The organism is Azospirillum sp. OGB3, from assembly GCF_014192915.1.
GTDB lineage: Bacteria > Pseudomonadota > Alphaproteobacteria > Azospirillales > Azospirillaceae > Azospirillum.
Genome location: NZ_JACHYN010000007.1, coordinates 75,062 through 88,676, shown reverse-complemented (window position 1 = coordinate 88,676; position 13,615 = coordinate 75,062). Strand labels below are relative to the sequence as shown.

The 13,615-nt window shown below is 70.9% G+C and carries 10 protein-coding genes; 7 read left to right on the top strand and 3 right to left on the bottom strand.

The window, feature by feature from the left end; all coding sequences use genetic code 11:
• Positions 1–112: 112 nt before the first annotated feature.
• Both FHW79_RS16000 and FHW79_RS15995 read right to left on the bottom strand, forming a co-directional pair.
• Positions 113–1,372 carry a hypothetical protein gene (locus FHW79_RS16000; RefSeq protein WP_183179848.1) on the bottom strand — a complete coding sequence of 420 codons (1,260 nt, stop codon included), beginning with the start codon at positions 1,370–1,372 and terminating at the stop codon, positions 113–115.
• Between the two features lie 32 nt (positions 1,373–1,404).
• On the bottom strand, positions 1,405–2,256 hold the full coding sequence (locus tag FHW79_RS15995) for a fumarylacetoacetate hydrolase family protein (RefSeq protein ID WP_183179847.1): 852 nt from the start codon (positions 2,254–2,256) through the stop codon (positions 1,405–1,407).
• Positions 2,257–2,412: 156 nt separating this feature from the next.
• On the opposite strand from FHW79_RS15995, the gene FHW79_RS15990 reads away from it, so the two are divergent.
• The 5 genes from FHW79_RS15990 (at position 2,413) to FHW79_RS15970 (ending at position 11,372) form a co-directional block, all read left to right on the top strand.
• Positions 2,413–2,871 (top strand): hypothetical protein, encoded by a 459-nt coding sequence (locus tag FHW79_RS15990; protein ID WP_183179846.1) that lies wholly within the window; start codon positions 2,413–2,415, stop codon positions 2,869–2,871.
• Positions 2,872–2,975: 104 nt separating this feature from the next.
• Complete coding sequence (locus FHW79_RS15985; protein ID WP_183179845.1) at positions 2,976–3,293, top strand: hypothetical protein; 318 nt, start codon at positions 2,976–2,978, stop codon at positions 3,291–3,293.
• A gap of 102 nt (positions 3,294–3,395) precedes the next feature.
• Positions 3,396–4,559 (top strand): aminotransferase, encoded by a 1,164-nt coding sequence (locus FHW79_RS15980; RefSeq protein ID WP_183179844.1) that lies wholly within the window; start codon positions 3,396–3,398, stop codon positions 4,557–4,559.
• A 147-nt stretch (positions 4,560–4,706) separates the two neighbouring features.
• Positions 4,707–6,335 carry an ATP-binding protein gene (locus FHW79_RS15975; RefSeq protein WP_183179843.1) on the top strand — a complete coding sequence of 543 codons (1,629 nt, stop codon included), beginning with the start codon at positions 4,707–4,709 and terminating at the stop codon, positions 6,333–6,335.
• A gap of 186 nt (positions 6,336–6,521) precedes the next feature.
• Positions 6,522–11,372, top strand: coding sequence for an alpha-2-macroglobulin (locus FHW79_RS15970; RefSeq protein ID WP_183179842.1), 4,851 nt, complete (start codon positions 6,522–6,524; stop codon positions 11,370–11,372).
• 105 nt (positions 11,373–11,477) lie between these two features.
• Here the strand turns inward: FHW79_RS15970 and FHW79_RS15965 are convergent, their stop codons facing one another.
• The gene (locus tag FHW79_RS15965; protein ID WP_183179841.1) at positions 11,478–11,660 is read right to left on the bottom strand and encodes a hypothetical protein; all 183 of its coding nucleotides are present in this window, start codon (positions 11,658–11,660) and stop codon (positions 11,478–11,480) included.
• Positions 11,661–11,949: 289 nt separating this feature from the next.
• Between FHW79_RS15965 and FHW79_RS15960 the strand changes: the two genes are divergently transcribed.
• Both FHW79_RS15960 and FHW79_RS15955 read left to right on the top strand, forming a co-directional pair.
• On the top strand, positions 11,950–12,435 hold the full coding sequence (locus FHW79_RS15960) for a MerR family DNA-binding transcriptional regulator (protein WP_247884418.1): 486 nt from the start codon (positions 11,950–11,952) through the stop codon (positions 12,433–12,435).
• Positions 12,432–13,595: a thiolase family protein gene (locus tag FHW79_RS15955; protein WP_183179840.1), complete on the top strand. Its 1,164-nt coding sequence runs from the start codon at positions 12,432–12,434 to the stop codon at positions 13,593–13,595. The genes FHW79_RS15960 and FHW79_RS15955 overlap by 4 nt, the downstream gene beginning before the upstream one ends.
• The last annotated feature ends 20 nt before the right edge of the window (positions 13,596–13,615 follow it).

Sequence of the window (13,615 nt, the reverse complement as noted above, 5' to 3'; positions counted from 1 at the left end):
CGCGGGAAGGGTGAGGGTCACGCCAAGAATCAGTCTCTTGATCCTCGTGCAACCCTCACCCGGCGCCTTCGGCGCCACCCTCTCCCAGGGCGGGAGAGGGGCTTTTCTTCCTTCACTTCACCCGCTCACCGGTGAACGGGTTCCAGCCCACGGCGGCCAGGACCGTCCAGGCCGTCACCGCCAGATGGGGGCGGCGGTAGTAGCGGAAATCGTCCGTGGTGCTGTCCGGCCCGATGGCGAGGCCGGTGGTGATGCTGTCCTCGCGCGTTGCCCAGACATGGCCGCCCCGGCTGACCTCCTTGGCGACCTCGGCCAGTAGCCGCTGCGCGTCCTCGGACCGTCCCAGCAGGCGGTAGACCAGCGCGGCCTGGGCCGTGCCCTCCACCCACATCCCGTCGCGGTCGTCGTTGAAGTCGAAACCGCCATCCACCCCGTGGGCCTTCTCGGCATAATCCAGCGCCGCCCGCCACGCCTCCGGCGCGCCGCGCAGCAGCAGCGGCCAGAGCTGGGCGTCGAGGCCGGACGTGGCCCGGTTGACCGTCACCCCGTCCGGCGCCGTGCCGGTGGGGAAATGCCCGCCGCCGTCCGCCCACATGCGGTCGAGGAAGCCGCGCGCCGCCTTCTCCGGCCCGGCCCAATCTCCCGCCGTGCCGCTGCGCTCCAGCCAGCCGAACAGGGCGACGAGGTCGGTGTTGTGCTCCGTCGCCTTCCAGGTCAGGGCCTGCGGCTTGTCGTCGAAGCCCTGGACGCCGCCGTTGAAGCCGCCCGGCCCGTGCGGGTCGGCGGTGTTGGCCACCACCCAGCGCGCCAGCTCCGCGGCGCCGTTGCGGAAGCGCTCCTCGCCCGTCGCTTGGCCCAGCGTCATCAGGGCCAGCCCCGCCCAGGCGACGTTGCCGGTGGCGGAGCCGACCTGATAGGCGTCCTCGAACCAGCGGTTGGCGGTGACGTCCCACCAGCCGTTGGGCGGGATCGGCTTCTGGGTCTGGGCGCCCGCACGATAGGTGTTTCGCAGCCGCCCCTGGCGCCGCGCGCGGTCCAGCGTGGCGGCAGAGAGCAGCGATTCGCCGATGCGCAGCGCCGGCTCGGTCTTGCCGCAGGCGACCAGGGCGATGACGGCCAGCGCGTTGTCGTAGGTGAAGGCGGCCTCGCGCAGCGGCAGCTCCGACGTCTGGCCGACGCCGAAGCTGCTGTCGTAGCTGCGCAGGAACACCGGGCCGGAGCCGGGGATCTCCGCCACACGCGATTCCAGCGTGCCGCAGGTCTTCCCGGCCAGCGCCGCGGCGCCGTCCTCGGCTCTGGCTGAAGTGGACACCGCCAGGGTGCCGAGACCGGTGGCGAGCAGCCACGCGGCCAGACGGCTTTTTCGCTTCATTGAAGACACTCCCCTTCCGGTCCCGGCGCCGTTCAGCCTTCGAAGGCGCGGACGGACTGGCGCTGCTCGCCCAGCCCTTCGACGCCCAGGCGCATGGTCTGGCCGGGTTGGAGCCAGGGGTGGTTCGGCCCGCGGCCCAGCGCCACGCCCTGCGGCGTGCCGGTGGCGATGACGTCGCCCGGCAGCAGGGTCATGAAGCGGCTGATGTAGGACACGATCTCGGCGACGCCGAAGATCATGTCGGCGGTCGTGCTGTCCTGCATCGGCTGGCCGTCGACCTCCAGCCACAGGCGCAGCGCCTGCGGGTCGGGCACCTCGTCGCGGGTGACCATCCAGGGGCCGATCGGGCAGAAGCTGTCGGCGCTCTTGCCCTTCACCCACTGGCCGGTGCTCTCGGTCTGGAAGGCGCGTTCCGACACGTCGTTGAGGACGCAATAGCCGGCGATGTGGTCGAAGGCGTCGGCCTGTTCGACGTAGCGGGCGGTGCGCCCGATGACGATGCCGAGTTCGACCTCCCAGTCGAGCTTGGTGGCGCCCCGCGGCATCTGGACCGGATCGTTGGGGCCGCAGATGGCGGTGGTCGCCTTCATGAACAGCACCGGCTCCGCCGGCTCGGGCAGGCCGGATTCGGCGGCGTGGGCGCGGTAGTTCAGCCCGACGCAGACCACCTTGGACACGCCGGTGACGCAGGGCCCGAGCCGGGTCCCGTCCGGCACCTGGGCCAGCCGGTCGGTGTCGAGCGCGCGCAGATGCGCCAGACCGTCCTCGGTCAGGGTGGACGGGCCGATGTCCGACACCACGCCCGACAAGTCGCGGATCACACCGTTGCGGTCCAGAAGGCCCGGACGCTCATGGCCCGGCGGGCCGAATCGCAGAAGTTTCATCAGGCTAAACCCTTCCCGTTCCCGAAGGTTGAGCCGCGCCTCTCCTCCGGTGAGTGCTGTCCGGTTCCGGCCGAAGCCGGAAAGGGGCTGTTCCGTCGCGGTCCGGTCTGGTGTACCCTTTTTTCAGCCCATGGGGAAACCAGACGGGAGGCGGAGATGCCGGTGTGGCGCCGTTACCTCGTGAAGGAGCCGACCGGGCGCCTGGTCGAGCTGCCGAGCCGCCAATACGACCGCGCCGACGACGGCACGGCGCCGATCCCCGACTATGCCGGTCGCTGCGTTGAACTGGTGTCTGCGGTGCTGGTCGGCAAGCAGGGTGCGGCGCCCACGGTGACCGAGGTCGCCTTCACCAAGCTGTATTTCGACCAGTCGGGCTTCGTCGACGCCGCCAAGCGGGAGCGGATGATCCGTCTGATGCTGGAAAGCTGCGCCGACCAACGCTGCCGCAGGCCGGCCCGGCGGACCGGCCGCACCGACTGCAACGCCCTGGCGGAGCGCGCCGACGCCGCCCGCAATGAGCTGATGCGCGATTTCGAATGGGCACCCGCGCCGGCGGAGGTCACCGCCGCGCTGTTCGTCCTGGGGCCGCCCGGTGGCGGCGCCCCGCTGCATTGACACCCCCTTTTCCCGCCTCCTCCCCCGAAAAGTCACATCCCCCGTCCTCTTCCCCTGTGCTCACAGGCCCCCATATGGCTTCTGGCACAGGAGGAGGAGCCCCGATGCATCGCCGCGCCGCCATCCGCCGCTCGCTGCTTGCCCGACCCACGCTGGCCCGCGTCCGGCAACTCGCGCTGATCGGCACGGGGTGGAGCCTGATCGGCCTGGGCGCCCTGATGTCGCCGTTGCCGGGGCCGTTCGGCTTCCCGGTGGCGCTTGCCGGCGGGGTGATCCTGCTGCGCAATTCCGCGGATGCCCGCCGCCTGTTCGTCCGGCTGAAGCGCCGCCATCCCCGGCTGCTCGGCCCCGTCGAACGCATCCGCGTCAAGCTGCGCCACCGCCGCAACGCCGCCAGGGCCAAGGTCGCCGCCACCGCCTGACCGAGAACGTCCGCCGCCGCCGGGCCGGTCTGCGGACGGGGCGCTGGACAGCGCCGGCCAGCTGCGGCATTCCTGTCCGCTTCGGTGGTCAGGAGGCTCAAGGTGAAGTCCGGCAACGCAATCCTGTCGAGCTACGGCACGACGATCTTCGAGGTGATGTCCCGCCTGTCGGACGAGCACAAGGCGATCAATCTCGGCCAGGGCTTCCCCGACGAGCGTGGCCCCGCCGACGTGCTGGACGTGGCGGCCAAGGCCATCCTGGAAGGTTGGAACCAATACCCGCCGATGATGGGCGCGCCGGAGCTGCGGCAGGCCGTGGCCGCGCACGGCAAGCGCTTCTACGGGCTGGACATTGACTGGAAGACCGAGGTGATGGTGACCTCCGGCGCCACCGAGGCGCTGACCGCCAGCCTGCTCGGCCTGATCAATCCGGGCGACGAGGTGGTGCTGTTCCAGCCCATGTACGACAGCTACCTGCCGATCGTCCGGCTGGCCGGCGGCGTGCCGCGTTTCGTCAGCCTTAAGGCCCCGGACTGGAGCTTCACGCGGGCCGACCTGGAGGCGGTCTTCTCGCCCAAGACCAAGCTCGTCCTCATCAACGACCCGCTGAATCCCGCCGCCAAGGTCTTCTCCCGCGCGGAGCTGGAGCTGCTGGCGGAGTTCGTCCAGCGCTTCGACGCCTTCGCCGTTTGCGACGAGGTGTACGAGCACATCATTTTCGACGGGCTTGCGCACATCCCGCTGATGACCCTGCCGGGCATGCGCGACCGCTGCCTGAAGATCGGATCGGCCGGCAAGACCTTCTCGCTGACCGGATGGAAGGTCGGCTACGTCACCGGCGCGCCGCACCTGCTCCAACCCGTCGCCAAGGCGCACCAGTACATCACCTTCACCACCCCGCCCAACCTCCAGGCGGCTGTCGCCTATGGGCTGGGCAAGGACGACGCCTATTTCACGGGGCTGGCCAACGGGCTGCAGGCCAAGCGCGACCGGCTGGCCGACGGGCTGCGCGCCGTGGGGTTCGAGGTGCTGCCGTCCGCCGGCACCTATTTCGTGGTCGCCGACGTGTCACCCTTCGGGTTCGACGGCAACGACGAGGATTTCTGCCGCCGCCTGACCGCCGAGGCCGGCGTGACGGCGATTCCGGTCGGCGCCTTCTTCGTCGAGGACGCGCCGCGCAGCTTCATCCGCTTCTGCTTCTCCAAGAGGGACGAGATCCTCGATGGTGCGGTTGAGCGACTTTCGTCCTATTTCGCGCGTCGATGATCAGAGCCTGCCCCGCATCAACGCGGGATGGAGGGGCTTGCCCGGTGCTTCCATGACATGATACCCCTTGTGGCGTAGGGTCGATGCCGGGCCGGAACGGATCATCGTCCGGACCCGCCCCGGTGGACCGCCTGTGGAAAGACCGGGATGCGTCTGCCGATCTCGTTCCGCTGGTGTGTGTTCGCCATCGCTGCCGTCGTGGTCACGGTGGTCTGGGGAGCCTACGCGCAGGTGGTGCGCGAGCTGCTGGACGCCCAGACGCGGGAGGGGGTGGCGAAGGCCGAGGTCATGGTCCAGGCCTTCGCCAAGAGCACCCACCGCGCGGTGCACGAGGTGGACATCACCCTGCGCTCCCTGGCGCTGGAATTCGGGGAGAACGGCCTGCCCGGAGTCCGCAACTTCCTCGACCAGACGCTCTATGATCCGACGCTGATCCATCATTTCACCGTTCTGGACGCCGACGGGACCGTGTTGTTGCGCAGCGAGGGGCCGGACGGGCGGCCGAACGAGCGGGACGAGACGGTTTTTGCTTTCCACCAGGGCACAGGCCGCGACCTGATGCACATCGGCACGCCCTTTCCGGGGACGACCGGCGGCGGGCCGCTTCTGCGCCTCAGCCGGCGGCTGACCGACAGGGACGGCGGCTTTGCGGGCATCGTGGTCGCCAACATCGATCCCGACGTGCTGGGGGAGTTCTACCAGCAGGCCAATCTGGGGCTGCGGGGGGTGGTGACCCTGATCGGGATGGACAAGGTGATCCGCGCCCGCGGCGCGTCGCGGGGCGTCGAGGCGGTGGGGCTCGCCATCCCACAGTCCCGCCTGTGGGCGGAGCTGGGCCGGTCACTCGCCGGCGTCTATTGGCAGGAATCGCAGACCGACGGCGTCCTGCGCGCCTTCGCCTACCGCTTGGTGGAGAATTATCCGCTGGTGGCGACGGTCGGCGTCGCACGGACGGACATCGACGCGGCGGTGGCCGACCTGCGCAACACGCTGTTCCTCCTGGCGGCGATCCTGACCGTGTCCATCCTGCTGGTGACGCTGTTCCTTCTGCTGCAGCACCGGACGGCGGAGCGGCTGCGCGCCGCCTTGGCCCTGAACCGCAATTTCCTGGCCCGCGTCAGCCACGAGCTGCGCACACCGTTGAACGCCGTACTCGGCTTTTCGGAGGTCATCCGCGACCAGATGCTCGGACCGCAGGCCGGCGGGCGTTATGCCGACTATGCCCGCGACATCCACGAGTCGGGGCGGCATCTGCTGGGGCTGATCAACGACATCATGGATCTGTCGCGGCTCCAGGCGGGAACGCTGCCCCTGCATCCGGAGGATCTCGACGTCGCTCCGGTCGTCGAGTGGGCGTTCCGCATGGTGGCGCCGCAGGCCGACGCCAAAAGCATCCGCTTGGACATGCATGTCGAGCCGGGACATCACTGCGTCTCGGCGGACGAGCGCGCGTTGAAGCAGATGCTCCTGAATCTGCTGGCCAACGCCATCACCTTCACCCCGGACAGCGGGCGCATCCTGGTGACGGTCGACGGCGGACCGGGCGGCGGGTGCCGCGTCCGGGTGACGGACAACGGCATCGGGATGACGCCGGAGCAACTCCACCAGGCCGCGGAGCCCTTCGGGCAGGCCGAGGTGCATGTGGCGCTGCCGGGGCAGGGCAGTGGGCTGGGGCTGTCCATCGTCAAGTCGCTGATGGAGGCCCATGGCGGGCGCCTGCGCATCGACAGCCGCCCCGGCGAGGGCAGCCACTTCACGCTTGAATTCGCCGGCTGATCCCAGCCTGATTCGCACCCCATCCACCTTGCGGGATTTTCCGGGTGGGGCCGCAAAGCCGTGGCGAAACCAGGGGCGCTTCGGCATACTCCGCGCCGGTTTGCCGAAAGCGTTGTTTTCGCAGGCCCGGAGTTTTCGTCGATGCCCGCGCGCGCCGCGCCGGGCGGCTGGTCCAGGGAAGATCGAATGTTGCGTGCAGTGGCGCGTGTCTGTGCCGTCCTCGTCGCGTCCTCAACCCCCGTCGTCGCCGCCGATGCGCCGCCCGAACCGGTGCCCTTCGGCGTGTCCTCCGCCGAGGTGGTGGCGGAGCGCGACGTGCCGCAGGCCTGCTTCACCTTCACCGACCGGCTGGAAAAGTCGCGCGCGGTGAGCTACCGCGACTATGTGGAGGTGACGCCGGCGGGAGGAGGAGCGCCCTTCGACGGGACCGCCGTGGCGCGCGACCGCACGCTCTGCGTCGAGGGGCTGAAGCACGGCCAGAGCTACCGCATCACCCTGCGCGACGGTCTGCCGGGCAGCGACGGCAAGCGCCTGCCCAACCCCGACGCGCGCGACATCGAGGTGCCGAACCGCAAGCCGGCGCTGGCCTTCCGCGGGGCCGGCTACATCCTGCCGCGCATCGGCGCCGACGGGTTGCCGCTGCGCTCCATCAACCTCGACCGGGCGAAGCTCCAGGTGCTGCGGATCAACGACCGCAGCCTGGTCGAGAAGATCTATTTCGGCCGCATCGGCCAGCAGATGTCCGACCACGAGGTCGGCGAGATCCTCGACCGCTCCGGCCAGGAGGTGTGGCGCGGCGAGATGGCGATCAGCAACAGCCGCAACCAGGCGGTGGTGACGCCCTTTCCCATCGACGCCGTTCTGGGCCGGCTGGAGCCCGGCGTCTACATCGCCGTGGCCAGCACCGAGGACATCAAGCCCGGCGGCTGGGACCACAAGGCGACCCAGTGGTTCGTCGTCTCCGACCTCGGCCTGAACGCCATCACCGGCGAGGACGCGCTGGTCGTCTTCGCCCGCTCCGTCAAGGGCGCGACGCCCGAGGCCGGCGTCGAGCTGCGCCTGCTCGCCCGCAACAACGAGGAGCTGGGCAAGGCGCTGACCGGCGCGGACGGGCTGGCGCGCTTCGACCTCACCGCCCTGCGCGCCGCCGGGCGGGAACCGGTGCAGGCGCTGTTCGCCTACCGCGGGGCGGGGGACTTCGGCTTCCTCGACCTCGTGACGCCGACGCTGGCCAACGCGCCGCCGGCGGCCGGGGCGCCGAACGCGGCGCCGGGCGGCGTCGCGGCGGTGGTCCCGGCGCGCCCGGTCCCCGGCCAGCCCGACGCCTTCCTCTACACCGAACGCGGCATCTACCGCCCTGGCGAGACGGTGCATCTGGCGATGCTGCTGCGCGACGCCGACGCCAAGCCGGTCACCGGCCGTCCCGTCACGCTGAAGATCCAGCGCCCCGACGGCTTCGAGGTGGACCGCCGTCCGCTCGCCGAATCCGGCGGCGGCAGCTTCGCCGCCCGCGTCGAGATTCCGGCCAACGCCATGACCGGCACCTGGGCGGTCACTGCCCACGGCGAGCCGGAGGTGGGGAGCCAGCCGAACACGATGGGCCCGGTGTTGGGCCGCGCCGAGTTCCTGGTCGAGGATTTCGTGCCGCCGCGCCTTGAGGTCGCTCTCTCCGCCGAAGCGACGGAGCTTCCGGCGGACGGCAAGACGACCCTGACCATCGACGGGCATTTCCTCTACGGCGCCCCGGCGGCGGGCCTGCCGGGCGAGCTGGCGGTGACGCTGCGCGCCGCGGCGAATCCCTACCCGAACCTGCCCGGCTACCGCTTCGGCCTCACTCAGGAAGAGGTGAAGCCGCTGCGCACCGACCTGCCGGGCTTCACCACCAACCGCAACGGGCAGGCCAAGGCCGACCTCGCGCTGCCCAAGGCGCCGGAGAGCACCAAGCCGCTGGAGGCGGTGGTCCGCGCCACCCTGCTGGACATCGGGGGCCGCTCGGTCAGCCGCGATCTGGTCCTGCCGGTGCGCCACCAGCCCTTCGCCGTCGGCATCCGCCCGCGCTTCGAGGGCGACGGGGTGCCGGAGGGCGCCACCGCCGGCTTCGACGTGGTGGCGGTGGGGCCGGACGGCCAGCCGATGGACAAGGAAGACCTCTCCTACGAGCTGTTCGAGGAGGAGTACGACTACGCCTGGTTCGAGGCCAACGGGCGCTGGGACTACAAGGTCACGGTGCGCGACCAGCGGGTGACCGGCGGCACGCTCGCCGCCCAGGCGGCCAAGCCGGCTTCCGTCGAAGCCCCGGTGACCGCCGGGCGCTACCGGCTGGAGGTGTTCGATCCCAAGACCGGCGTGGCGAGCAGCCTGCGCTTCGCCGCCGGCTGGTGGATGACCCCGACCGCCGGCGAGCGTCCCGATCAGGTGGACGTGACCGTCATGCTGCCCGCCTACAAGGGCGGCGAGACCGCCTGGGTCTACGTCAAGCCGCCCTATGACAGCGAGGTGCTGATCACCGTCGCCGATCGCAAGATCCGCCACGCCTCCACCCGCCGCATCGGGCCGGAGGGGGCCTTCCTGGAAATCCCCGTCGATCCGACCTGGACCGGCGGCGTCTATGTGCTGGCGACCGCCTTCGGCGCGCCGGACGCCGCGGGCGGCCCGTCGAAGGGCGTGGCGCGCCGCGCCGTCGGCCTGTCCTGGCTGGCGGTGGACGGGGACGAGCGGGCGCTGGACGTGCGCGTCGCCGTCCCGGCGCAGACCGAGCCCCGCCGCTCCGTCACCGCCGAGGTGGTGGTGGAGGGCGTGCCGGAGGGCCAGCCCGCCTATGTGACGGTCGCCGCGGTGGATGATGCCGTGCTCCAGCTCACCGACCAGCATTCGCCGAATCCCATCGACCATTATCTCGGCAAGCGCCGCCTCGGCGTGGAACTGCGCGATTCCTTCGGGCGGCTGATCGATCCGGCGGTCCTCGACGCCACCCGCACGCGCCCCGGCGCCGCTCCGCGGCTGCGTCAGGTCGGCGTCACCGTTCCGCAGAAGTCGGAGCGCGTCGTCTCCCTGTTCTCCGGCGTGCTGACCGTGGGGCCGGAGGGCAAGGTGGCGGTGCCGCTGGACGTTCCCGACTTCCAGGGCCGGCTGCGCCTGATGGCCGTGGCGTGGAGCGGGGACAAGCTGGGCCGTTCCGAATCCTCCATGCTGGTCGCCGATCCGGTGCTGGCCGACCTGGGCTTGCCGCGCTTCCTGGCGCCGGGGGACCGGTCGGTGGTCCCGGTGACTCTCGACAACGTCGCCGGTCCGGCGGGCGCCTACACCATCTCCCTGATCGCCAGCGGCGCCGTGTCGCTCGGCGAAGGGACCATCGCCGTGCCCGAGCTGGGCAAGGGCAAGCGGGCCACCGCCGGGCGGGTCCTGACCGCCAACGGCGTCGGCACCGGCCACATCGCGCTGGACGTGACCGGGCCGGACGGCCTGCGCATCACGCGCCAGTGGGAAATCCCGGTGCGCCCGGCCTCGCCGCTGGTCACCCGCCGCACCGCCTCCATGCTGGCCCCGGAGCGCAGCGTGGAACTGCCCGCCGACCTGCTGAACGGCCTGCGTCCGGAGACCGCGACGGCGGCCCTGTCGCTCGGCAACCTGCCGGACCTCGACATTCCCGGCCTGCTGACCGCGCTGGAGCGCGGCGGCCCCGGCGGGCTGGAGATGACGGCCAGCCGCGCGCTGCCGCTGCTGTCGCTGGGCGACGTGGCGGTGGCGCTGGGCGTCGCCTCCGACGAGCGGGTGAAGGCGCGGGTGCAGCGGTCGGTGGACCGGGTGCTGACCTTCCAGCGGATGGATGGCGCCTTTGCCGCTTGGTCGCCGAAGGGGGAGGCCGATTCCTGGCTGACCGCCTACGCCCTGGACTTCCTGGGCCGCGCCAAGGCCGCGGGCTACCGCGTGCCGGAGGGGCCCTACCGCAAGGGGCTGGACGGGCTGCGCGGCGCGCTCGACAACGCCTGGGTGGAGGCCGATGAGCAGCCGGCCCGCGCCTACGCGCTCTATGTGCTGGCCCGCGCCAAGATGATCGACGCCGGTGCGGTCCGCTACTTCCAGGAGACCTTCTGGGACAAGCTGCAGACCGACTTCGCCCGCGCCCAGGTTGCCACGGCCATCGCCGCGCTGGGCGACAAGGACCGAGCGGCGGAAGCCTTCGGCCGGCTGTCCGGCGCCCGCGTCGTGTCGGCCAGCCTGCGCGACTACGGCTCGTCCCTGCGCGACGAGGCCGGCGTGGTGGCGCTGATGGGGGAGAGCGGCGTGGTCGAGCGGGATCGCCTGACCCAGGCGACCGAGCGGCTGTCCAAGACCTACGCCGCCGTCCGCACCACCGGCGTGCAGGAGCAGGCGTGGCTTCTCCAGGCCGCCAAGGCGCTGATCGACCGGGCGCCGGCGATGAAGATCGCCCAGAAGGACGCGCAGGGAGCCGAACAGGTCGCCGAGGGCGTCAAGCCGCTGTTCCAGCGCATCGACCCGGCGGCCCCGCCGGCCATCCGCAACGCCGGGGGCGAGCCACTGCGCCAGATCCTGTCGGTGTCCGGCATCGCCGACGCGGCGCCGGGGGCGGAGGAGCAGGGCATGACCGTCACCCGCAGCCTGTTCGACATGACCGGCCGCCCCGCCGATCCAGGCGCCGTCCGCCCCAACGACCGGCTGGTGGTGATCCTGGAGGGCAGCGCCTCCGATCCGGTGGACCGGCAGATTCTGGTGTCCGATCCGCTGCCCGCGGGCTTCGAGATCGAGGCGGCCCGCTTCGCCGGGGGCGGGGCGCCGCTGGGCGACCTGTCCTGGCTGGGCGAGCTGACCGCGCCGCGCGCCGTCGATTACCGCGACGACCGCTTCGTCGCCGCGCTCGACATGACCAAGCAGGCGCCGCGCTTCCGCCTCGTCTATCTGGTGCGCGCGGTGACGCCCGGCGACTACGCCCAGCCCGGTGCGACGGTGGAAGACCTCTACCGCCCGCACCAGTCGGCCCGCACCGCCGCGTCGCGCCTGCGCGTCTTGCCGGAGTAAGCGGACCGAACGGAAAAGCCCCATCGTCCGCCGTGCGCGGGCGGTGGGGCTTTTGCTTTTTCAAGCTTGGCTTTTCCAGGGCTGGCTTTTCCGGCCCCGCCTGACTCAGACGATCCTCTTGTGCTCGTCGTCGCGCTGGCGGGTGACGAGCATCAGGATGGCCACCACGACCGCGAAGAAGGCGGTCAGCGCCACGTAGAACAGCAACGCGACTCCGACCGTCAAAGTGCCGATCAGCACCATGGCGAGTATCCAGACGCCCAGCGATACGATGGCGCGCGACGACATCGGCTGTCCCAACCCTGCTTGCCGTGACTCCGGTTTGTCCTGCCCTGTAACCGGCCGTTGCTCCCGACCATTCCTGGCCCGGGTTCGCCGGCGGCCTTTTTTGTTGAATGCCCCGAGCCTGCCATAGCTGGGCAGGCTCATCGCCCGTGGCATGCTGTCACAGCGCGCCCGCGCCGCACCCCTGCCTTGGACATCAGAAAGAGAGCGGGCTGCCCGCTTGACAGCAAATGGCAAGCGCCTTACCTTTACGTAAACGTCAACTAATGACGATCAAGGGAAGGGTGTGGGGATGTCGCAACCCGCAAGGTTGATGGGGCTGGGCGCGCGCGATGACGACGGACTCGCCCCCGGCGCGGACGGTGCCGGGCGCTCCTTCGCCATTGGGGAACTGGCCGACGAGTTCGGGCTGACCCACCGCACCATCCGCCATTACGAGGACGAAGGGCTGCTGGCGCCACAGCGCGACGGCACCGCCCGGGTGTACGGCCACCGCGACCGCGCGCGCCTCGCGCTGATCTGCCGGGGCAAGCGGCTTGGCTTCAGCCTCGCCGAGATCAAGGAATTCCTCACCCTCTACGACGCGGATGAAATCCAGAAGGAGCAGATGCGCTTCATGCAGCGCATCGCCCGCCGCCGCATCGCCGACCTGGAACGGCAGCTTCAGGACGTCCAGCAGACGCTGGGCGAGCTGCGCATCATCGACACCCAGATCTCCGACCATTTCCGCAAGAACGGAATCACGGAGACGCACACCCCGGAGGACTCGCAACCATGACCTCGGCGCCTTTGACCACGCCCGCCAATCCGGTCGTCATCGCCGGTTACGCCCGTTCCCCCTTCGCCTTCGCCAACAAGGGCGAGCTGGCGAAGGTCCGCCCCGACGACCTGCTGGCCCATGTCGTCGCGGCGCTGGTCGAGCGCACGGGCGTCAATCCGCAGGACATCGAGGATGTGGTCGTCGGCTGCGCCTTCCCCGAGGGCGAGCAGGGCATGAACATCGCCCGCACCGTGTCCTTCCTGGCGAAGCTGCCGCTGACCGCCGGGGCGACCACGATCAACCGCTACTGCGGCTCCTCCATGCAGGCGATCCATCAGGCGGCCGGCGCCATCCAGATGGGAGCGGGCGAGGTCTTCCTGTGCGGCGGCATCGAGTCGATGAGCCGCGTCCCGATGATGGGCTACAACCCGCTGCCCCATCCGGGCCTGAAGGACCATTATCCGGAAACCTACTGCTCGATGGGCGTCACGGCGGAGAACGTCGCCCGCCGCTATGAGATCTCCCGCGCCGACCAGGAGGCGATGGCCGCCGAGTCCCACGCCAAGGCCGCCGCGGCCCAGCAGGCCGGGCGCCTCGCCGAGGAGATCGTCGCCATCCAGACCGCCGCCGGCCTCGTGGAGCGCGACGGCTGCATCCGTCCCGGCACCAGCGGCGAGACGCTGAGCGGCCTGAAGCCCGCCTTCCTGGCCGACGGCTCGGTCACCGCCGGCACCTCCTCCCCGCTGACGGACGGCGCCTCGGCGGTGCTGGTGACGACGGAGGCCTACGCCAAGGCCAACGGCCTGCCGATCCTGGCCCGCATCCGCTCGGTTGCGGTGGCCGGCTGCGCGCCGGAGGTGATGGGGCTCGGCCCGGTCCCGGCGGCGCAGAAGGCGCTGGCGCGGGCCGGCCTGTCCATCCGCGACATCGACGTGATCGAGCTGAACGAGGCCTTCGCCGCCCAAGCCATCGCCTGCATGCGCGACCTCGACATCGACCCGGCCAAGGTGAACCTGGACGGCGGGGCCATCGCGCTCGGCCATCCGCTCGGCGCCACCGGCGCCCGCATCACCGGCAAGGCTGCGGCCCTGCTGAAGCGCGAGGGCAAGCAGTTCGCTCTCGCCACCCAGTGCATCGGCGGCGGCCAGGGCATCGCCACCGTCCTGGAAGCGGTCTGACGGCGGCGGCACAGGGAGGC

Coding starts and splice junctions, on each gene's coding strand:
- FHW79_RS15965 (WP_183179841.1), bottom strand. CDS start 11,660: ATGTCGTCGCGCGCCATCGTATCGCTGGGCGTCTGGATACTCGCCATG.
- FHW79_RS15960 (WP_247884418.1), top strand. CDS start 11,950: ATGTCGCAACCCGCAAGGTTGATGGGGCTGGGCGCGCGCGATGACGAC.
- FHW79_RS15955 (WP_183179840.1), top strand. CDS start 12,432: ATGACCTCGGCGCCTTTGACCACGCCCGCCAATCCGGTCGTCATCGCC.
- FHW79_RS16000 (WP_183179848.1), bottom strand. CDS start 1,372: ATGAAGCGAAAAAGCCGTCTGGCCGCGTGGCTGCTCGCCACCGGTCTC.
- FHW79_RS15985 (WP_183179845.1), top strand. CDS start 2,976: ATGCATCGCCGCGCCGCCATCCGCCGCTCGCTGCTTGCCCGACCCACG.
- FHW79_RS15990 (WP_183179846.1), top strand. CDS start 2,413: ATGCCGGTGTGGCGCCGTTACCTCGTGAAGGAGCCGACCGGGCGCCTG.
- FHW79_RS15975 (WP_183179843.1), top strand. CDS start 4,707: ATGCGTCTGCCGATCTCGTTCCGCTGGTGTGTGTTCGCCATCGCTGCC.
- FHW79_RS15970 (WP_183179842.1), top strand. CDS start 6,522: ATGTTGCGTGCAGTGGCGCGTGTCTGTGCCGTCCTCGTCGCGTCCTCA.
- FHW79_RS15995 (WP_183179847.1), bottom strand. CDS start 2,256: ATGAAACTTCTGCGATTCGGCCCGCCGGGCCATGAGCGTCCGGGCCTT.